The 19,917-nt window shown below is 42.8% G+C and carries 17 protein-coding genes; 6 read left to right on the forward strand and 11 right to left on the reverse strand.

Annotation, left to right across the window (positions count from 1 at the left end; all coding sequences use genetic code 11):
• Positions 1-202 precede the first annotated feature (202 nt).
• On the reverse strand, positions 203-1,249 hold the full coding sequence (locus HYN43_RS04580) for an IS110 family RNA-guided transposase (RefSeq protein WP_119406621.1): 1,047 nt from the start codon (positions 1,247-1,249) through the stop codon (positions 203-205).
• 376 nt (positions 1,250-1,625) lie between these two features.
• On the opposite strand from HYN43_RS04580, the gene HYN43_RS04585 reads away from it, so the two are divergent.
• The 4 genes from HYN43_RS04585 to HYN43_RS04600 all read left to right on the forward strand — a co-directional run bounded on the left by HYN43_RS04585 (position 1,626) and on the right by HYN43_RS04600 (position 4,366).
• A complete protein-coding gene (locus tag HYN43_RS04585) occupies positions 1,626-2,303 on the forward strand; it encodes a pseudouridine synthase (protein ID WP_119408329.1) in 678 nt (225 codons plus the stop codon).
• Between the two features lie 58 nt (positions 2,304-2,361).
• Positions 2,362-2,631 carry a hypothetical protein gene (locus tag HYN43_RS04590; RefSeq protein ID WP_119408330.1) on the forward strand — a complete coding sequence of 90 codons (270 nt, stop codon included), beginning with the start codon at positions 2,362-2,364 and terminating at the stop codon, positions 2,629-2,631.
• A gap of 156 nt (positions 2,632-2,787) precedes the next feature.
• Positions 2,788-4,089 carry a DEAD/DEAH box helicase gene (locus HYN43_RS04595; RefSeq protein ID WP_119409255.1) on the forward strand — a complete coding sequence of 434 codons (1,302 nt, stop codon included), beginning with the start codon at positions 2,788-2,790 and terminating at the stop codon, positions 4,087-4,089.
• Positions 4,090-4,114: 25 nt separating this feature from the next.
• Positions 4,115-4,366, forward strand: coding sequence for a DUF1456 family protein (locus HYN43_RS04600; protein WP_119408331.1), 252 nt, complete (start codon positions 4,115-4,117; stop codon positions 4,364-4,366).
• 99 nt (positions 4,367-4,465) lie between these two features.
• Here HYN43_RS04600 and HYN43_RS04605 read toward each other — a convergent pair whose 3' ends face one another.
• The 10 genes from HYN43_RS04605 to spt all read right to left on the reverse strand — a co-directional run bounded on the left by HYN43_RS04605 (position 4,466) and on the right by spt (position 16,892).
• On the reverse strand, positions 4,466-5,023 hold the full coding sequence (locus HYN43_RS04605; protein WP_119408332.1) for a CAP domain-containing protein: 558 nt from the start codon (positions 5,021-5,023) through the stop codon (positions 4,466-4,468).
• 79 nt (positions 5,024-5,102) lie between these two features.
• Positions 5,103-5,900 carry a hypothetical protein gene (locus HYN43_RS04610; RefSeq protein WP_119408333.1) on the reverse strand — a complete coding sequence of 266 codons (798 nt, stop codon included), beginning with the start codon at positions 5,898-5,900 and terminating at the stop codon, positions 5,103-5,105.
• A 455-nt stretch (positions 5,901-6,355) separates the two neighbouring features.
• Positions 6,356-7,291 carry a phosphatase PAP2 family protein gene (locus HYN43_RS04615; RefSeq protein WP_119408334.1) on the reverse strand — a complete coding sequence of 312 codons (936 nt, stop codon included), beginning with the start codon at positions 7,289-7,291 and terminating at the stop codon, positions 6,356-6,358.
• Between the two features lies 1 nt (position 7,292).
• Complete coding sequence (locus HYN43_RS04620; protein WP_119409256.1) at positions 7,293-7,919, reverse strand: sterol desaturase family protein; 627 nt, start codon at positions 7,917-7,919, stop codon at positions 7,293-7,295.
• A gap of 246 nt (positions 7,920-8,165) precedes the next feature.
• Entirely contained in the window at positions 8,166-8,903 is a 738-nt protein-coding gene (locus tag HYN43_RS04625; RefSeq protein WP_119408335.1) for a CDP-alcohol phosphatidyltransferase family protein, read from the reverse strand.
• A 31-nt stretch (positions 8,904-8,934) separates the two neighbouring features.
• A complete protein-coding gene (locus HYN43_RS04630; RefSeq protein WP_119408336.1) occupies positions 8,935-11,502 on the reverse strand; it encodes a DUF5686 family protein in 2,568 nt (855 codons plus the stop codon).
• 610 nt (positions 11,503-12,112) lie between these two features.
• A complete protein-coding gene (locus HYN43_RS04635; RefSeq protein WP_119408337.1) occupies positions 12,113-13,435 on the reverse strand; it encodes an inositol-3-phosphate synthase in 1,323 nt (440 codons plus the stop codon).
• Between the two features lie 40 nt (positions 13,436-13,475).
• On the reverse strand, positions 13,476-14,462 hold the full coding sequence (locus HYN43_RS04640) for an NAD-dependent epimerase/dehydratase family protein (protein WP_119408338.1): 987 nt from the start codon (positions 14,460-14,462) through the stop codon (positions 13,476-13,478).
• Complete coding sequence (locus HYN43_RS04645) at positions 14,459-15,577, reverse strand: GNAT family N-acetyltransferase (RefSeq protein ID WP_119408339.1); 1,119 nt, start codon at positions 15,575-15,577, stop codon at positions 14,459-14,461. The genes HYN43_RS04640 and HYN43_RS04645 overlap by 4 nt, the downstream gene beginning before the upstream one ends.
• A gap of 103 nt (positions 15,578-15,680) precedes the next feature.
• Complete coding sequence (gene spt / locus HYN43_RS04650) at positions 15,681-16,892, reverse strand: serine palmitoyltransferase (protein WP_119408340.1); 1,212 nt, start codon at positions 16,890-16,892, stop codon at positions 15,681-15,683.
• A 371-nt stretch (positions 16,893-17,263) separates the two neighbouring features.
• Between spt and HYN43_RS04655 the strand changes: the two genes are divergently transcribed.
• Positions 17,264-18,619: a TolC family protein gene (locus HYN43_RS04655; protein WP_119408341.1), complete on the forward strand. Its 1,356-nt coding sequence runs from the start codon at positions 17,264-17,266 to the stop codon at positions 18,617-18,619.
• 59 nt (positions 18,620-18,678) lie between these two features.
• The gene (locus HYN43_RS04660; RefSeq protein ID WP_119408342.1) at positions 18,679-19,857 is read left to right on the forward strand and encodes an efflux RND transporter periplasmic adaptor subunit; all 1,179 of its coding nucleotides are present in this window, start codon (positions 18,679-18,681) and stop codon (positions 19,855-19,857) included.
• Positions 19,858-19,917 lie beyond the last annotated feature (60 nt).

The following is a 19,917-nucleotide window of genomic DNA, read 5'->3' on the forward strand; positions in this document are numbered from 1 at the left end:
TTAACTGATTTAGGGTGCAACTAAAGATAGGAAAAGGGAAACTATTTCAAATTATTTTTTTAGATAGATAGACTTTTGAAACGGATTTAAAAAGATTGATTCTGTAGAGATTCTGTGTTAACATCAAATAATTTTTAGATTTGTTTATTAAGGCGGCACAAGCCAGCCAGATTAGGGCGGTTCATCTTATGATGTCACCGCTCTAACTATTTATAACTACTTTTTCGTTCTCTGTTACTTTGTTCAGGAATTTGGGATCATATTTAATATCAGTTTTCCAAACGATATAGATGAGCCCCAGTAGCTTTCTTTGTACCGCAACAGCTGCCTTCATCTTAATACCGTGTTTACTTACCAGCCGAATAAATACAGCTTTAAAGCGATCGTCATGCCTGATGGCTGCTAATGCCGGCATATACATGGCTTTACGTAAGTGCCTGTTCCCTCTTTTTGATATTTTGGATTTTCCTTTTACCGATGAGCCGGATTGCTTTTCCTTTACATCAAATCCCGCATAGCTTTCGATTTGCTTTTTACTTTTAATCAGGTTAAAGCCATTGGTTTCTGCCATGGTAATTATGGCTGTAAGCTTCCCAACCCCTGGTATTGTGCTGATATTGTTTATCTTTTCAACCAATTCCTTATCCTTTTTGATTATTTCAGCGAGGTCTGCTTTAATTTCCTTTTCCTGTTCATTGAATAACCGGATGCGTTGGTGTAGCCTGGCTATGCTTCTTTCGTTGGGAAACGCTTCTGCATTTTCTGCATGCAGTTGATTTTTAGCTACCGTACGTTCTGCGATTATCTGATTCCTTTCGCGTGTCAATTGTTTAAGGTCTCTGAATATTTTTTTTGGTGGTTGCCATAAACTAATCTTCTTTTCCAGTCCAAACTGGCAGATAGCCTGTGATGCTGTTTTGTCGGTGACCGTTTTTGTTTCGAGTGACTTAGCATAATTGTTGATCTTATTAGGAAGTACAATACTTACTTCATAGCCCAGGCCTGAAAGATGATACGCTAATTTTTCGTGATAAACGCCCGTTGCTTCCATTACAAACCGGACCTTTACCTGTTTATCCGTATGTTTCTTTATCCATACTTCTAAAGCAGAAAACCCAGATGGTTTATTGGCAAATGTTTTGAAAGCATAGATATCTGGTTCAATAGAATCATCCATACGTCCAAGAGAAACTACCAACTCTTTTTGAGCTACATCAATGCCTGCTACCTGTTTTAAAATTTTTGCCATCACTTATTAGGTTTGTATTTTCTTAAGTGAACAACCTTTCTTCGTCTTGTCTCCTGGTCGGATATCCTGAATATACAGACCTGCTGTATTCCTTACATTCTGTTCAGACTCTAAAAGGTAAAAAGAATGAGGCCTGATCTCTACATGTACATACTATAAAAGTTGTTTAGACGCGACCCAACTCTCATTCTTTTCACTTAAGATTTCTAATTTATTCCCTTTTTTATTTGATGACAAACATAGGAGACGCATCACATACGTCTCCCGTAGGACAGGCTTTACACCAAGCCAAGCATAGCACTATTTGTAAGCGGGAGGCGCATGTGATACATCTCTGCAGCATAAAAAACTTTAACTTCGCACCTTGCAAAACGCCATGTTAGAGATCATATACCGCGATGAACACCTTATAGCCATCAATAAACCGCACGGATTACTGGTGCACCGCTCATCTATAGCCGCCGATGCATCCGAATTTGCGTTACAACTGCTTCGCGACCAGATAGGTATGAAGGTAAATCCTGTTCACCGCATTGACCGCAAAACAGGCGGTATTTTGCTTTTTGCTTTTGATAAGCAAACCGAGATTGCCATGCAAAAGGCCTTTATGGAAAACGAGGTAAGCAAAAAATACCTTGCCATTGTACGCGGGCACACGCCCGATAAAGAGGATATCGATTATCCGCTGCGAAAAGAAAACGGTACGCTGCAGGATGCCTTTACAACCTATACTACCTTAAAACGGGCCGAGTTGGATGTACCTTTCGGCAAACATCCAACCTCAAGGTATTCGCTGGTGGAAGCTACGCCTACTACGGGGCGTATGCATCAGCTACGCAAGCACCTGAGTCACGTTTTTCATCCCATAATAGGCGATCGTACCCATGGTTGTAACAAACAGAACAAACTTTTTTTAGAACGCTGGGAGATGAATACCATGTTGTTGCATGCCCGCGAATTGAGCTTTAAGCACCCTGCTACCGGCCACGAGGTTAAAATAGGGGCCGAAGTTCAACCAGAATTTAAACGGGTATTAGACCTGATGGGCTGGTAAAAAAATTAACTGTAGCGCAAGTGTTTAAACAAAACAGTCCGTTTATTGTATTTAGTACATGAAACAACCTGTTATTTTTGACCTGGATACTGATGATGGTATCCGTCATATTGTAATCGAACCGGTGCAACAACAAATACCCGGAACCAATACTTATGCCACAGGTGTTTTTAGTTTACTTGAAGGAGAAACAGACCTTGGCGATATTGTTTTTGATGATAACATGCACGAATGGGAATATACCTGTATGGGCAACCTGAGCCATCAGGATGCAAAAAAGGTAGCCCGGTTTATAAAGCATAATTTGAACGCGTTGGCAGAGAGGTAGATGAAAAAAGTATGCGAGCGCATGCGGTTCTTCGCTCGCAAGTACGGAAACGGGGGCGTCCATGATCCCGTTTTTTAGTTAAGTGTGGACGCTTAAACCTGCGTGTTATCGGCCAAAATATTTACCGTATCTTTGCCGCTCAACAAAAAAAATCTCATGATAGATCAGGCGCTCAGTAACCTCGGCATAACTGCCCTTAACCCCATGCAGCTTGCCGCGCTTAGTGCCGCCAAAAAGGGCGATGTAATTTTGCTATCGCCAACCGGATCGGGCAAAACACTGGGTTTTTTATTGCCTTTACTCGGTTTACTTAAAAGCGATGTAACTACAGTACAGGTGATGATCCTGGTACCCTCGCGCGAGCTGGCTTTGCAGATAGAACAGGTTTGGCGGGCGATGGGTACCGGGTTTAAAATAAACTGCTGTTACGGGGGCCACCCGGTTAAAATTGAACGCAATAATCTGTCGCATCCACCCGCTGTTTTGGTGGGTACGCCCGGGCGGATAGCTTTTCATCTAAGGGAAGAGAACTTTGCAACCGAAACTATTAATACCCTGGTGCTTGATGAGTTTGATAAAGCGCTTGAGTTTGGCTTTCAGGAAGATATGGCTTATATCATCAGGCAATTGCCGGCTATCAATAAACGCATCCTTACGTCGGCCACTAAAATGGGCGAAATTCCAGCTTTTACCGGTATCACCCAACCTAAAGAGGTTAACTTTTTAACCAACACCCAATCGGCTCCCGATATTAAGCAGAAGGCGGTGATAAGCGAAGCTGCCGATAAACTTGACGCGTTGTTTGCCCTGATCTGTAAAATTGGCAATAAAGCCACACTTGTGTTCTGTAATCACCGCGAAGCGGTAGATCGCATCAGCGAGCTGCTTTGGTACAAAGGCCTGGAGCACGATATTTTTCACGGCGGCATGGAACAGGACGACCGTGAACGTGCGCTGCTCAAATTCAGGAACGGGAGTCACCGTTTGCTGATCACCACCGATCTGGCTTCGCGTGGATTAGATATCCCCGAAATAGAATATGTGATACATTACCAGTTGCCTCATAACGAGGAGGCTTTTTTGCACCGCAACGGCCGCACTGCCAGGATGAATGCCAAAGGCACCTCATACCTGATGTTAACGCCTGATGAAAAACTACCATACCTGAAACAATTGCCCGAGATTGAAGAACTGCCCGAAAAGCTGATCCTTCCGCCGGCCTCGCCCTGGGTTACCCTGTACATAGCCGCCGGGAAAAAGGATAAGGTAAACAAGGTGGATATAGTTGGCCTGCTGCTTAAAAAAGGCGGGCTGGCAAAGGATGATCTCGGCCTGATAGAAGTGCTTGATTATTCATCGTACGCTGCCATTAAACGCGATAAGATAGAAGCTGTGGTAAAGCAGGTGAAAGCCGAAAAAATAAAAGGCAAAAAGGTTAAGATGGAAATTTCGAGGTAATTTTGTTTTAAATAAAAGAGATACAATGAGCAATAACGATATCATGAAAAAGCTGCGGGTGGCCATGAAATTTACCGATGACGATATCATCAAAGTGTTGGCACTGGTAAATTTCAGGATTACCAAAGCAGAAATAGGTGCTATTTTCCGTGCCGATGATCACCCCAATTTTAAACCCTGCGGCGACCAGATTTTGCGCAATTTTTTAAACGGGTTGATTATTTACAAACGCGGGCCGCGGCAGCCGAAACCTAAGATGGAAAATAAAGGGGAATAAGTTGTCTGAACTCGAATTTATTGAATTGGGCGAATTCGCAGAATGCTATTTTAAATCCGATAAATTCTCTAATTCGATAAATTCGGGTTCAGACAAAAATTAATGCCTCTCCACCGGCTTCTCCTGTATCAACCTATATTTTCCTGATTTGATCAACTTCTGCTGCTGGGCCGAAAACTCTGTCCGCCCGCCAAAATCCTGTACCCAGTAGGTTTTGTATTCGGCTACGCCAACTTCCTTAAAATCGGGGTTCATGAGGTTTTGGCAGTGGCCTTCGCTTTTAAACCAGCCGTCCATCACCTCGGGGATGCTGAGCTGGCCCTGTGCTATGTTCTCGCCTATGGCAAAGCTTTTATAACCTTTAAATTTGTAGCCGGCAAACACAATCCGGTCTTCCATGCTCCGGCCATCCTTACTGGTATGGCTGAAATAATTCTTCCGTGCCATATCTTTGGCATGACCAATAGCTGCATCTTCCAGATCATTGTTCCAGGTAAGGGGAGGAGCAGGCGGAAAGTACCTGCTGCCGCAGTTACAGCCTTTTTGGCGTACGGCATTAATTCTCGCCAAAAACTCGGCTTTAAACTGGTTACTGCTTTGGCTATAGGCGCTGTTAAAGCCAAACAGCACTACTAACATAATTATTAACTTTTTCATGCTACCGGTTGGACGATATTAAGCGCCTGTAGTTTAATTTATTGCCTTGGTTTCCTGCGTCGCCTGTAAAAAATAACACTTATAACGACGAGGATAAGAGCAATAATGAGGGTGGTTGTAAGGTTACGCTCCTGGCTGATCTTAGCATTGGCCTGCGCTTGTAATTGCTGGTAAGCACTTTTTTTTTGGCCAGTATCGAGTCTTTCTTTTTAAGCTCGATGGTTTTGGCCATGTTTACCTGGGTAACGCTGTCTACCGTTACCTGGTTCAGGCTGTCATCTAAAAACTCGTGACGTTTTATAGCGATGGCGGCCTTATCGTAATCGTTCATTTTGCGGTACAACTCGGCAAAACCTACCTGTACTATCGATTCTTTTTTAGGATCGTGTGTTTTTAAGGATAGAGCTAAGGCATCGTTAAGATCGAGCATGCTTAGCTTGTAGTCTTTAATATCGCTTTTTATAGCAGCAAGTTCTATCAGCGAGGCTATAATGTTTAGTGTATCCTTTCGTTGCCTTGATATAGTGTTTGATTGCAGAATAAACCATTTGGCCTGGCTAAATTTGCGTTGGGAGCGATATACTTTGGCCAACGCATTAAAGCTGGTACGTAACCCCAAAGTATCATTATAGGCCGAATAGCTGTGCAGGGCAAGCATGGTGTAGTTCAGTGCCTCGGTTTGAAAATAATATTTCATCCTCCGGGTTGAAACGGTATCATAACCAAGGTAATGAGCAGCTATTTGCGTATAGATAGGGCCTTTCAATGAATCGCTGGTGATCTGTAATTTTTGCTTAAGACTGTCCAGCTCGCTCGCGTGTGCGGGCAGGTTAAAGGCGGCGGTAGTAATAATAAACAGAGTGATAAGTCTCTTCATATGAACCGATTACTCGAAAATACAATTAATCTGCTTATTCTTAGTCAAATAGTGTGCCTGTTTAAATGAATGTTAGGGCGCTATTGTCAATATGAAGTATATTTTATGCGATTATGAGCATTGGGAGGCTGTTTTTCAGAAGGATAGCCGTTTATGAAAAAATCAACAACTGTGAAATTGTTTTCCACAGGGAGGAGTTCAGGCTCAGAGAAGCGTATATAAAACCGGAATTTATACATTAGTCGGGAGTAAAAACTTCGAAACATGATTGCTTCATTCCTACCTGTGACATGTTTAAAAATGGGTGTCATGCTGAGCCTGTCGAAGCATGGTGGGTAGGGCCTCTACGCGCGACCCTTCGACAAGCTAAGGGTGACAGGCCCTCCCGCCCAATAATGTCATATTTCTTTCAGAGGCCCCGGTTTTTATTTTACAGCTAAGACGTCTTTTTATTTCTACGAAATCACGTGCTGATAACTATTCAAAGCTGATTGCAAAGCAGAGATTTTCTTAAGCATCAAATTATAAAGCCCGATGCCTAAACAAGCAGTGCTAATACCGGCAAGCACGTCTAACACATAGTGATGACTTGCGTATACGGCGGTAAACCAAATGCCGACAGTAACTATTGCGAAGAAAATATTAACCCAACCCAGACGGTTTTTCAAACCATAATAAAGCACGATAACCGGGTAAGAGGAGTGCAGCGACGGCATAGCAGCAAAAACATTCGATCCTTTGGTGTAGATATTTTTAAAAACATCCGCATGAAAATATGCATCAAACCTGGCGAGCCCCGCGGTATTACCCATAGTTAGCGGGATAAAATGGAAGCCGTGTTGTTGCACAAACCAGGGTGGTGCTGCGGGGTAGGTGTAATATACTATAAAACCCAGCATATTCACCAACACAAATGTGAGCGAAAAATTAAGGAACTGCTTTTTGTTTTTGAAGAACAGGTATGCTGCGAAACCCAGGGGTACAGGGATCCAGCATAAATAAAACAGGCCCGATATTACGTCGATATAAGTTTTGGTATTGGCCAGCCAGTACTCGTTTGGGGTAAGCAATTTGCCGTTGAAATGAATTCCGAACAAATGTTTTTCGGCGTTGTACAGCTGGGCTATGTGTACGGGGTTATAGTTGTAATTGGGGAAGGCCTTCATGTAATCAAAAATGATCCAGTACACTATAAAAATAGTGAAGCCTAAAATAAACTTGCGGGTTATAGCCGATGCGTAAAACAGCACATTGAAGATCACTACCAACGTTAACTCGTCGGGTTTATAACCTATCAAAAAAGTTGAAAATGCCAGGTAAGCGACAGAAAGCAGCGAAACGACAATGATCGAGCGGATGTTTACCGTTACGCCGGGGTTGGCATTGCTCATGCTATTTTTTTAAGAAATCTGAACGGAAAATTTTATCCCAGAATGGTGAGCTTACACCGTAGCCTTTTTCAGGATCCTGGTAGTGGTGCAGCATATGGTGTTGCTTTATTTTTTTGAACAGCCCGCTTTTAAAATTAAAGTGGTGCATAGCATAATGCGAGATATCATAGATCAGGTACCCCAAAATAAAGCCCGGGAAAAATCCCCAGATATAATCAACCGGCAGTAACCATTTAAACAAAAAGAAAAAGCCGGTAGCCAGCGGGATGCTTAAAGAAGGAGGCAACACCAAACGCATAGCATCGCTTGGGTAATCGTGGTGTACACCGTGCATAATAAAATGCAGGCGCTGTGCCCATTCCAGTTTTTCGCTTGGCTGGTAGTGGAAAACAAAGCGATGCATTACGTATTCGGTGATGGTCCAGATAAAAAGGCCGAAAACAAACAGGCCGAGGTAGCCTAATATATTCAAGCCCATAACGTCGAAATATTTGTAGCTGCAATATCCAATAACAGGTACAAAAATATACAAAGGCACAGTCCAGTGCACTTTTGAAAGGGCCTCTAAAAAATCACTTTTAAACATCCTCACAGATTCCTGCGAGTTGGATATATATTTCTTTTTCATGGTATAATCAGGTTTGAAAATGCTTTCAGGATCTCTCTGCCTGTTTATGGTGTGTTTAAATATTTTAAGGGACGAATGGCTATTAACCAGCAAAAGGCAATTTTAGCAAAGAAATTGCCTTTTGTAAATGCCTTTATTTTATTGTTGCGAAGATATGATATTTTGCCGGGAGTTGTAAGCCTAAGTTAAGAAGCAGTTATGTAGTTTTCACTCATAACTGCAAACTGTCAACTCAAAACTGCCAACTTATTTCCCTTCTTCTTCCAGCTTCATCAAAGCTTTTTTAGCTTCACGCAAACGGTTAAAAGCGGTAATGTTGGTTAGCACGGCAAGTACAACCAACGGTATGGTAAATATCGATATGGTTTCAAATACATGAAATTTGATACCCGGGATAAACAGTTTATAGTTACCGCCGATATACTGAGCAACAATGCCTGATAAGGCTGCAAACAAACCGATGGTTACCACACGTTCCGGGCGCTGCATTAAACCGCCTTTAATTTCAACGCCAAGGCCTTCGGCGCGGGCACGAACATAACTTACCATCATTGAGCCGATGAGGGCTATAAAGGCAGCTATCGAGCTTAAAAAGTAGTGATGAGCTACCAGGTAGTAACAGATGCCCAAAAACATGATCAATTCGCTGTAACGATCCAATACCGAATCGTATAATGCTCCGAATATCGATTTCATATTGCCTAAACGGGCTACCTGTCCGTCAAGCATGTCAAACAGGCCCGCAAACAAAATTAATCCTCCGGCCCAGCCAACATAGCTCAGGTCGCCGCGGTTACCTTCTTCGGCACCTAAAATAAAGATGCCGGCCACGCCTACGTTAAGTACAAAGCCAATAGTGGTAACGGCGTTAGGGGTAAGGCCGATTTTTATAAGGATCTTCACAAACGGATCAATAACCTTATAAATACCCAATTGCAGGCTGGTTCTAAAAGATTTTCTTAATGTTGTTGCTTGCTGTTCCATTTTTCTCTCTCGTATTTAGGTGCAATGATTTTTAGAAGTCGAATTTAACCCTGGTACGAAGTCCCCACTGGGCAACGTTCGGCTGATCAAGGTAAGTGAAGCGCCTTACAAAATCTATGCGTATAAATTTAAATATATTTTCAATACCAACACTACCTTCAACATAAGGTGTTTTGCCTAAGGTGTAGGTAATTGGTACCCCATTGGCATCAACCGGTAGCTGATACAATGATGGGTGGATACCTGGGTTGTTCTGATCAGACAAACCTCCATACAGTACTTTTAATGAAGCGGTTTCGCGCCATTTAAGTTTCTTTAACAAAGGTATTTTGTTAAAGAAGAACCCGCTGAAGTGCTGGTCGATCCTAAAGCTCGCATACTTATCGCTCACAAACTCCAAAAAGTTCATTAAGTTGTACGAATCGATATCGTAAGCATAAGTTTGGTTGGCCCTGTGTATGGTTAACAAAGGATATGGGATAGCACCGAAAACTTTACCGCCCGACAGGTTGATATCTGCATAACCTAACTGCGAAAAATAGAAACGTTTATCGGCACGGAAATCAAGTTTTTGGTAGTTGTATTCGCCCGCAAACAAGCCTTTAATACCGGTTGCATAGTCAAGCTCGAAGGCAGGGTATTTGTTAGGGATCGGGATCCGGTAAATTTTACCCTGGTAAAACTGCTCATGCGGCGCCCAGCGTATGCTTCCGGTTAGCTCGGTAGTGGTTAAGTGATGAATGGAGTTTGGAGTGCCATTTACCACATTGTCAAAATACAATGATCCGGCAGGTTCTTGCGTCCATTTTTTAAAGCCCATAGCGTACGAAAAATGGCTTTCCAACTCGTGCACATAATCAAAGCGGTAAAAATCATTGTACAAAAACTTATCATTCACACCACGTTTAAATGATAGCAGGAAGTTATCCTCCTGTACAAACTGCAGGCTGGCACCCGGAATTTTGGTGTCGCGCTGAAAGCTTGCACGGATATAATGTTGTGGGAAACGATAGATCGATTTATCGTTAAGCGAGTAGGTTGCACTTAAAAAGTACTTCCAGCGCTCATCCTTAAAGCCATACGCGGCATACGTTTCAAAATAGTAACGCTTGCTTAATTCCGGCGTGGTACGGCCACCCACCCTCAGGCGGAAACCCTCAACCGGATTAAAGCTGTAAAAAGTGTTGGCCGGGCCTAACTCAAATTTACCAAAGCCTTTGTAACCGGCAAGCAAAAGGGTCGCGATGTCAACCGTACGTTTAAACGACGGCATATTGCGCAGACTATCAATGTTTTTATAAACTTTCGATTCGGCAAGGGTTAGCGTATCGGGCCTGTTTTCCTGCCAGAATGATTCGGGTCGGTGTTTTACCTCATCGCTTAGTTCGGCATATGGCGATCCCTGGTAAGTAGTATCGGGGCGGGCTTTGTTCACCACGTAATTACTAAATGTTATGGCCCTGATGCCGAATAATCCGCTTTTGGCATCTTTTTTTGAAGCGCCGAAATCAGCAATGGTTGTACTTTTGCTCAGGTGGTAACGGCCATCAGGGTTTTGCTGAAACTCAAGGTTAACGGTCATCGACCTGATGAAGTTGATGTTGATATGCTTGTTGATGGTTAAATCACACTTTTGAACGGCGAAATTGCCATCCTGTGTAATGTAAATACTGCCTTCAAACAATACATCGGTAGTGTTACGCGGTGTAAAATCAAGCTTAATCAGCTTTTGGTTATGCTCATCAACAATAGTATCGGCAATAAAAAATTTATAATAATTTGGCGAGTTATCCGAGATAGGGCTCAAAAACTGGCTGGTGATTAAAAATACGTTATTGGTGTAAATGTCAACCTTATTGTACAAGTGCTTGAAATATTGGGTAAGGCCTTCATTATCAATACCAGGGCCGTAATTCACGCTTTTTTGGCCTAATACGTTTTCCCTGGTTTTTTCAGGGTTTTTGCGGTAGTAAACCTGTTGTAATTTCTCATCCAGGTAAATAGGCAATAATGATTTGCCCGGAATCAGCGAGCTGTCGCGGTTATCTAAAATGAATTTGTATTTGCGGAAAAACTTCCTGTCAGAAAACTGGGCCGATACGTTGCTGAGCGCAAACATCATCTTATCGTATTCCTTATACTCAACATAGTTATAGGCTTCCGGACGGTTCTTTTCCTTGTTTTCAATAACTTTACGAATCAGCTCTACCGCCGGGTTATCCTTATTACGGTACCTCGTGGTTCTTTTGGCCGATTTTACAACCACTTCGTTCAATTGCTGCGATGCCGTAAACAGCTTTACGTTAATCACCTGTTCTTTACCCGGAACAACGCTTAAAAACGCGTCTTTATAGCCTAAAAATGAAACTTTTATTTGTTTTAGCGCCTGGTTGGAAGTTACCAAACGGTATTTGCCGTTTACGTCGGCGGTGGTTCCTGTGGTTGTTCCTGTAAACGAGATGCTTACAGATGGTAAGGTTTGCCTGTTAGCGGCATCGGTAATGGTACCCGTTATTACCGTTTGCTGCGCATACAATGCCGAAGCGGAAAAGAACAGTATCAGGAAAAATAAGCTTTTATAAATTCTTTTAAAATCCATGTATTTTGTGCAATTGTGCGAATACAAACTTCTTTTTTCCACCGCAATACCGCTGTTCCTGTTATAAAGATGTATGTATTAGTTATTCTATATTTTCGGCAGATTTAATATCCCGCCTCTTTTTGTTTTCCAGGTATCTGCCGTATTTAAACCTGTTTTGATGAACTTTATTACACTCCGGGCAGATGATTATCGGAGTTTACAATTAACAGGCCAAAGGTAAAAAAAATCACTACAGACTAATGTGGTCAAAAAGTCAAATATTGTTTACCCAAGGGCCTGAAACACGTTTTCGTAACTATAAATTAACCATTGATAAAGCAAATGAGCGCGGTATTTACCGGGCTTAAAATGTTTTTCAGTTTGATGTTTTTAAATACGTAATGCATTGATAATTAGATGTTATTTAAACTCCAACTATACTGTTAAATTATAAAGCGGTAACTTAAATAACATTTTTTAACATATCGTTTCATTAACCCGAAATAAGACAGCCCTGTTAAAATATTGTTACTGAACAGTGTATATTTTTACCAAACAAAAACAAAACAGCCGTAAGGCAGGCTTAGCTGCTCACGGCTGTTTGTAACGTTATATCGTCAATCGGCGATTACTGTCCCGCAAAAGCGTCTTCGTAATAATCCAACCCAAGGTGGGTGATCAGGTCTTCACCCATGATGTAACGCAGGGTGTTTTCCAGTTTGATCAGTTGTTTAAAGATATCGTTCTCTGCAGGCAAACCAGGTGCGGTTTGAGGCGATTTCAGGTAGAATGATAACCATTCCTGAACACCGCTCATGCCGGCACGTTTAGCCAGGTCAGAGAAGATAGCCAGATCCAGCGCGATAGGGGCAGCCAGGATCGAATCGCGGCAAAGGAAGTTGATTTTGATCTGCATTTTGTAGCCTAACCAGCCAAAAATGTCGATGTTATCCCAGCTTTCTTTATTATCGCCATGCGGAGGATAGTAGTTGATACGGATTTTGTGGTAAATGTTACCATAAAGTTCCTTGTTATCTTCCGGTTTGAAGATATCTTCCAGCACGCCCAGTTTTGATACTTCTTTGGTTTTGAAGTTGTCCGGATCATCAAGCACCCAGCCATCGCGGTTACCCAAAATGTTGGTTGAGAACCAGCCGTGTACACCTAATGAACGGGCTGCCAAACCTGGAGCCAAAACGGTTTTCATTAAAGTTTGACCGGTTTTGAAATCTTTACCTGCAATAGGGGTTTTGGTTAATTTAGCCAACTCTACCAAAGCAGGGATATCAACGGTTAAGTTAGGGGCACCGTTAGCGAAAGGTACACCTAATTTTAAGGCCGCGTAAGCATAGATCATACTTGGGGCGATCAGCTTATCGTCGTTTTTCAAACCTTCTTCAAAAGCAGCCAACGACTGATGTACAGCCGATGCTTCGTAATAGATCTCGGTTGATCCGCACCATACTAAAACAACCCTGTCAAGGCCGTTAGCCTCTTTAAAGTTTTTGATATCTTCCATTACCTGCTCGGCAAGCTCAAGGCGGGTTCCGGTTTTAACGTGGGTACCATCAAGGTTTTTAGCGTAGTTTTTGTCAAACGCGGCTTTCATCGGTTTGATAGCTTCTAACTCGGCTTTCACGGCATGTAACAACCCTGATTCAAGCACTTGCGCGTTAGATGCAGCTTCAAATACGTTATCCTCGTAAACGTCCCAGCCACCAAAAACAATATCGTTAAGGTTGGCCAAAGGCACAAAATCTTTAATTTTAGGGTTACGGTTTTCTGTCCGTTTACCCAGGCGGATGTGCCCCATTTGCGTGAGGGAGCCAATTGGCTGCGAGATGCCTTTTTTAACGGCCTCTACGCCGGCAATCAAGGTAGTGGCTACTGCGCCTAATCCGGGGATCAGTACGCCGAGCTTACCATTGGCTGGTGTGATGTTAATTTTCATTTTATGTAACAATTTATTTGGTTAAGCGAGTTTGGAGGGTTTAAAGCCACTTGTGGGCTTTATACCATTTTAGTGTTTCGGCCATGCCGGCTTGCAGATTGTACAAAGGATAAAAACCGAGATCGGATTTAGCTGCTTCAATATCGCAGTGCCAGTTGGTGGCTGTTAGTTCATTTAATTTTTCAATGTTCAGTATCGCGGCTTTATTTCTCAAAGAACTCAGTTTTTCAGACACAGCTGCAATTATTTTTACAAAGTTTACAGGCAAATGAAACTTGAGCGTTTTTAGTTTCAGCACCTCTTTGGTGATATTACCTAACTCGTAACGGCTGTAAAAATTGCCGTCGCTCAGGTTAAATGTTTGGTTATTACCACCGTATAATGCTTTAACACAGGCCTTGGCCAGGTCTTTAACATATATAAAACTCAGCTTTTGCTGCGCGCTGCCAATGTAAGGTTCAATGCCTTTAACTACCTGTTTAAAAAAAATAAATATGCCGGTATCGCGTGGGCCATAAACAGCGGTTGGCCTTAGTATGGTATAGTTTAAACCGGCAACTGTTTTCAGTTTTTGCTCGGCCAGCAGTTTGCTTCTGCCGTAGGCGGTAACCGGTTTTGGTGTTGTGGTTTCGGTTATCCAGCCGTTTAAAGTATCCAGGGGGCCAACTGCTGCAAGGCTGCCAACCAAAACAAACTTTTTTAAAGCAGGGCAGGCCTCTTTTGCTGCCGAAGCCAGGTTATAAGTATAGGTGGCGTTGATGCGGTTGTATTCACCTTCAGACCGGGCGCTGGTTACGCCCGCGGCGTGGATAATATAGTCGGGCTTAATTTCGGCCAGGAGCGTTTTGAGCGCTTCCTGGTTGTTAAATTCGGGGTATACGTATTGGATATCGAAGTTTTTGAGATGATCGGTCTTGCTGCTTTTGCGTATCGCTATAAAAACTTCGAGGTTGTTTTGTAAAGCCTCCTCTATCAAATGATATCCTACAAATCCGCTTGCACCGGTTATTAAAACCCGTTCCTTCATATCGCTTTTTGGTATAGCCTGTATTTTTTGTATGGATCGCCTTTTATCGCCTCAATGGCGCGGTTCACCATGTCGTTATGTTCTAATGTCCAGCCGGCTTCTGCGTGGGCATAACCTTTCTTTTTATATTCCCTGATGATGGTGCCGTACAAACAGGCTTCGATGCCCATTTTGCGGTAATCTTCAATAACACCCAACGCGTAAATACGGATGCCGCGGATAGCCTTTTTACCGAATAGCAATTTAAAGATACCGGTAGGCAACAGCCTGCCACGTTTTATGGTTTTGAAAATATCGTTATAATCTGGCAGTGCCAACCCGAAGGCCACAATTTTACCATGCTGCTCGGCAACAATGGCAAAATCAGGGTCAAGGATCAGTTTCAAGTCTTTTGCCAGGTAATCAAACTCCTCATCGGTAAGCGGCACAAAGCCGGTATTGCTATCCCAGGCCGAGTTGTACACTTCGCGGAGCTTAGCAGCCTCTTCCTTGAATTTTTTAAGGTTGATCTTACGGATCACGATATCGCTGCGTTTTAAACGCTCTTCGAGCGAGTTTAGCAGGCGTACCGACTTATCATCGTAATGCTGCCCATCCCAATGCCATGATATCAGGTCTACATCTTTGGTAAAACCAAAGTTTTCTACCAGTTTGGCATAATACTCAAAATTGTAAGTATTCATCAGGAATGGCGAACTGTCAAAACCTTCAATCAATAAACCGCAAGGCTCGTTGGTTGAAAAATTGGTAGGGCCTAACAGTTTACCGGTAACGCCTTTTTCCTTCAGCCATTTGGTAACGGTTTCGAAAAGTATAGTAGATACGCTGGTGTCGTTAATGCAATCAAAAAATCCCCAGAAACCATCATTTACATGGCTGTAGTCGTTATGCCCGTTGTTTAAAATAGCGGCAATACGGCCAACAATTTTATCGCCATCGTAAGCCAAAAATGGTTGTACGGTGTTGTGCTTATGGAAAGGGTGGATGGTTAACAGATCCCTTTGGGCGATGAACAGTTCGGGAACGTAGTAAGGATCGTTCTTGTACAGGTCATGCGGAAAATCAATAAACGAAGCCAGTTCTTTTTTTGATTTAACCGTTACTATTGTAATCATGGGTGATGGATTAGCAGGGCAAATTGGTATGCCTTATAAAAATAATGTGCATTCAGCTTACCTTAAAATAAAAGTAAGCTAAATGCACAAAATAATGTTTTCATTATATTTTTTCTTTAACAGAAGCGGCGTCAACACCAACTTCTTTAAAGGCTTTTGATAGTTTTTCAACAGCTTCGTCAATCTGATCGAAAGTGTGGGTAGCCATCAATGAGAAACGAAGTAAAGATGAATCGGACGGAACGGCAGGGGATACAACCGGGTTCACAAACACGCCTGAAGCTTGTAAGTGTTTGGTAACCGCGAAAGTTTTTTCGTTGTCGCGAACATAGATCGGCAAAATAGGGCTTTCGGTTGGGCCAAGGTCAAAACCTTCTTCCAACAAAAGCTTCATGGCATAGTTGGTATTATCCCAAAGTTTTTCGATCCTTTCAGGTTCAGATTCGATGATATCCAGAGCAGCGATTACGCTGGCTACCGAACCCGGAGGCATACTCGCGCTGAACATTAATGAACGTGCGCGGTGTTTGATATAATCGATAGTATCCTGATCGGCAGCGATGAAACCGCCTAATGATGCTAATGATTTACTGAAGGTACCCATGATCAGGTCGACATCATTGGTAAGGTTAAAGTGTGAGGCGGTACCTGCACCTTTATCACCAATTACACCAAGGCTGTGCGCATCATCCACCATAATGTTGGCACCGTAAGTAGCGGCAAGCTCAACAATTTTAGGCAGTTTAACAATATCACCTTCCATGCTGAAAATACCATCAACAGCGATGATCTTCACGGCATCTTCAGGAAGGATGCTTAATTTGCGCTCAAGATCGGCCATGTCATTATGGGCATACTTGATAACTTTTGAAAACGATAAACGGCTACCATCAATGATACAAGCATGGTCATACTCGTCAAGGATGATATAATCGTTACGACCGGTAACGCACGAAAGTACGCCAAGGTTTACCTGATAACCGGTGCTGAACAAAACAGTAGCTTCTTTACCAACGTAGTTGGCAAGCCTGTTTTCAAGCTCGATATGGATATCGAGTGTACCGTTCAAAAAACGTGAACCGGCACAACCTGTACCGTATTTGTCAATTGCTTTTTTTGAAGCTTCTTTGATCTTAGGGTGATTGGTAAGGCCTAAATAAGAGTTAGAACCAAACATCAATACCCGCTGGCCATCAATAATAACCTCTGTGTCCTGGGCAGACTCGATAGGCCTGAAATAAGGGTACAGACCACGCTCCCGTAGCATATTAGCCACCTGGAACTGAGCAATCTTCCCATGTAGTTTTTTAACCATGTATATTAACTCTGCTTAAATTTTGTGTAAAAATACCATGAATAAGCATATAACTTATACGGTGTGTGTAAATTTTTTTAATAAATGCTTATTACGTATCAATAGTACTTAAGAAGCACACAAATTCTTACAAGGCAAATTAATTAATTTTTTTGTTTATATCGAGGCTCTTATTTTCATTTTTTTGTAAAAACCCCATAAATCACGCTTAATTGTATAATTTCTGCAAATTTTACGTAAAATTCTTGTTCCTGATTTAAAAATCGTAATATTAATTACATATTCGCATACCCCTGTACGAATCATGCACTAATTATAAAACTTTTCTTTATCATTTTTGCTTGATATACACTGATATCTATTGCCACCGTATGAAAAAAACCAGGTACCTTTTTGCGCATTTTGTACTTCTCTTAACATTAACTTTACATACCAGAGCCTTCGCTCAAACCCCGGCCGACAGTATTACCGGGCCCGTGACCTTAAAGCAGGCCATTGATTATGCCTTGCGCAACCAACCGGCAGTAAAACAAGCCTCTATAGATGAGCAGATTAACGAGCGGGACATCCGTATCGGTTTATCGGGATGGTTACCGCAGGTAAACGGATCGGGTTTATATAACTATTATTACAAGGGCAGCCCGCAGGCCGGGGCATCTGGTGCAAATATTCCGAGCAATACCGGCAGTATCCGCAACCTTTCTACCCTGGGGGTAACCGCTTCGCAGGTTATCTATAATAATGATGTCTTTCTGGCATCGAGGGCCAAAAGGTATTCGCGCCAATACTACAAGGAAAATACACTAAGCAGCCAGATTGATGTGGTAAGCGACGTAAGCAAGGCTTTTTTTGATGTTTTATTATCCGAAAAGCAGCTTGATATCACTATTGCCGATATCACCCGCCTGCAGCGGAGCTTAAAGGATGCCAGAAACCGGTACAATGCGGGCGTATCTGATCCTACCGATTACAAGCAGGCTACCATCGCCTTAAATAATTCGCTGGCTACCCGCAAGCAAACCGAAGAGGCTATAAAAAGCAAAACCGCCTTGCTGAAGCAAATTATGGGCGTAAATGCAGAAACACCGGTAAGCCTTTCGTACGATTCGACAAGGTATGAACAGGAAATCAGTATTGATACCCTGCAAACGCTTAACGTGAATAACCGCATTGAATACCGCCTGCTTGAAACAACCAAGGCACTTAATAACCTTAATGTTAACTACTACCGCTTCGGGTTTTTGCCATCGCTATCGGCGGTGGGCAGTTATCAGCATGCCTATTTCAGTCATGATTTTTCCGATCTGTATGATAAATCATTCCCAACCGGTTATGTGGGTTTAACATTATCGGTGCCTATTTTCCAGGGAACCAAACGCCTGCAAAACCTGGCCAAAGCCCGGTTAACCGTTCAGCGCACTGATCTCGACTTGGTGAACACCAAAAATACCATCAACACCCAATACACGCAGGCGCTGGCTGCTTACAAAAGTAACTACGCCAGCTACAGGCTAATCCGCGAAAATGTTGACCTGGCATCAGATGTATATAAGGTGGTGAGCCTGCAATACCGCGAGGGTGTAAAAACCTACCTTGATGTAATTGTAGCACAATCAGACCTGCGTACGGCGCAGTTAAGTTATTATAACGCCCTGTTTAACTTATTGAGCAGTAAAATAGATTTACAGCGGGCCCTGGGCATACTGCCGGTTGGCGAACCGCAATAATATCGGCCAAAAAAACAAAAACAATCACAACAGTATAAAACGAACAATCCTCTTTCTACATGAAACACAGATATATATATTGGTTAGCTCCCGCGGTATTGCTTACATGGGCATCATGCGGTAAAAAACAAAAAGCAGGTACGCCGGCTATGCCGCCAACATCGGTATACCTTGCCAGCGCCAAAACTGCCGAGGCGGTTTATTATGATAAGTACCAGGGCCTTGTTGTTTCTATCAACACGGTAGAGTTACGCAGCCAGGTGCCGGGTTTTGTAACCGGGATATTTTTTAAAGAGGGTGATGTGGTGCAAAAAGGAAGAGTATTGTATGAAATTGATAAACGCAAGTACCAGGCCGCGTATGATCAGGCCAAAGCCAATGTATTAAGCGCCGAAGCCAACCTTGTTAAAGCTCAAAAAGATATTGACAGGTATAACATGTTGTTGAAAAACGATGCTATTGCCCGCCAAACAGTCGATCAGGCAACGGCAGCTTTTGAAACCAGCAAAAGCCAGGTAGCTGTAGCCAAAGCAGCTTTAGAGTCGGCCCGTACCGATTTGTCGTACGCTACTATCACGGCTCCGTTTACCGGCCGCATTGGTATTTCGCAGGTAAGGCTTGGTTCGCAGGTTGGGGTGGGTACTACACTGTTAAACACCATATCTGCCGAGCATCCTATTGGCGTTGACGTAGTGATTAATGAACAGGATATTAACCGTTTTTATAATCTCCAAAAATCAAGCACCGACAGCACCTTTAAACTGGTATTGCCTGACGGCAGCAAATACAACAAGCCGGGCAAGGTGCTGGCTGTTGACAGGGGGGTGAGCAACCAGACAGGCAGCATCAGGGTAAGGATCCAGTTTCCTAACGAGGAAGATGTGTTGAAGGATGGTATGAGCTGCGTTTTGCAGGTGCTCAACAACCAGTCGGGCGAACGGGTTCAGATTCCTTATAAAGCCGTTATTGAGCAAATGGGTGAGTTTTTTGTTTTTACAACAAGGGATACTACTGTTAAAGATACCGCTCAGGATAAAACGGTTAAAGACAGGCGCGATACCATTGCCAAACAGGTAAAGGTAAAATTGGGGGCCCGTGTTAATGATAATGTAGTAGTGCTCGATGGTGTAAAACAGGGCGACAATGTAATTACCGATGGCTTTCAGCGTTTGCGCGATGGCGGCAAGGTAACAACAGCGCTGGCTGGCCCTCCGGCAGGCGCAGCGCAAAAAAAATAATTTTTTATACCGATAGCAAAAATTTTAAGCTTAACGAGGGGCAGTATCTACCCCGGAAAA

The sequence above is a fragment of the Mucilaginibacter celer genome (genome assembly GCF_003576455.2).
GTDB classification, from domain to species: domain Bacteria; phylum Bacteroidota; class Bacteroidia; order Sphingobacteriales; family Sphingobacteriaceae; genus Mucilaginibacter; species Mucilaginibacter celer.

Excerpts from the sequence above, each read along its gene's own strand:
- HYN43_RS04580 (WP_119406621.1), bottom strand. The coding sequence starts at position 1,249 with ATGGCAAAAATTTTAAAACAGGTAGCAGGCATTGATGTAGCTCAAAAA.
- HYN43_RS04585 (WP_119408329.1), top strand. The coding sequence starts at position 1,626 with ATGTTAGAGATCATATACCGCGATGAACACCTTATAGCCATCAATAAA.
- HYN43_RS04590 (WP_119408330.1), top strand. The coding sequence starts at position 2,362 with ATGAAACAACCTGTTATTTTTGACCTGGATACTGATGATGGTATCCGT.
- HYN43_RS04595 (WP_119409255.1), top strand. The coding sequence starts at position 2,788 with ATGATAGATCAGGCGCTCAGTAACCTCGGCATAACTGCCCTTAACCCC.
- HYN43_RS04600 (WP_119408331.1), top strand. The coding sequence starts at position 4,115 with ATGAGCAATAACGATATCATGAAAAAGCTGCGGGTGGCCATGAAATTT.
- HYN43_RS04605 (WP_119408332.1), bottom strand. The coding sequence starts at position 5,023 with ATGAAAAAGTTAATAATTATGTTAGTAGTGCTGTTTGGCTTTAACAGC.
- HYN43_RS04610 (WP_119408333.1), bottom strand. The coding sequence starts at position 5,900 with ATGAAGAGACTTATCACTCTGTTTATTATTACTACCGCCGCCTTTAAC.
- HYN43_RS04615 (WP_119408334.1), bottom strand. The coding sequence starts at position 7,291 with ATGAGCAATGCCAACCCCGGCGTAACGGTAAACATCCGCTCGATCATT.
- HYN43_RS04620 (WP_119409256.1), bottom strand. The coding sequence starts at position 7,919 with ATGAAAAAGAAATATATATCCAACTCGCAGGAATCTGTGAGGATGTTT.
- HYN43_RS04625 (WP_119408335.1), bottom strand. The coding sequence starts at position 8,903 with ATGGAACAGCAAGCAACAACATTAAGAAAATCTTTTAGAACCAGCCTG.
- HYN43_RS04630 (WP_119408336.1), bottom strand. The coding sequence starts at position 11,502 with ATGGATTTTAAAAGAATTTATAAAAGCTTATTTTTCCTGATACTGTTC.
- HYN43_RS04635 (WP_119408337.1), bottom strand. The coding sequence starts at position 13,435 with ATGAAAATTAACATCACACCAGCCAATGGTAAGCTCGGCGTACTGATC.
- HYN43_RS04640 (WP_119408338.1), bottom strand. The coding sequence starts at position 14,462 with ATGAAGGAACGGGTTTTAATAACCGGTGCAAGCGGATTTGTAGGATAT.
- HYN43_RS04645 (WP_119408339.1), bottom strand. The coding sequence starts at position 15,577 with ATGATTACAATAGTAACGGTTAAATCAAAAAAAGAACTGGCTTCGTTT.
- spt (WP_119408340.1), bottom strand. The coding sequence starts at position 16,892 with ATGGTTAAAAAACTACATGGGAAGATTGCTCAGTTCCAGGTGGCTAAT.
- HYN43_RS04655 (WP_119408341.1), top strand. The coding sequence starts at position 17,264 with ATGAAAAAAACCAGGTACCTTTTTGCGCATTTTGTACTTCTCTTAACA.
- HYN43_RS04660 (WP_119408342.1), top strand. The coding sequence starts at position 18,679 with ATGAAACACAGATATATATATTGGTTAGCTCCCGCGGTATTGCTTACA.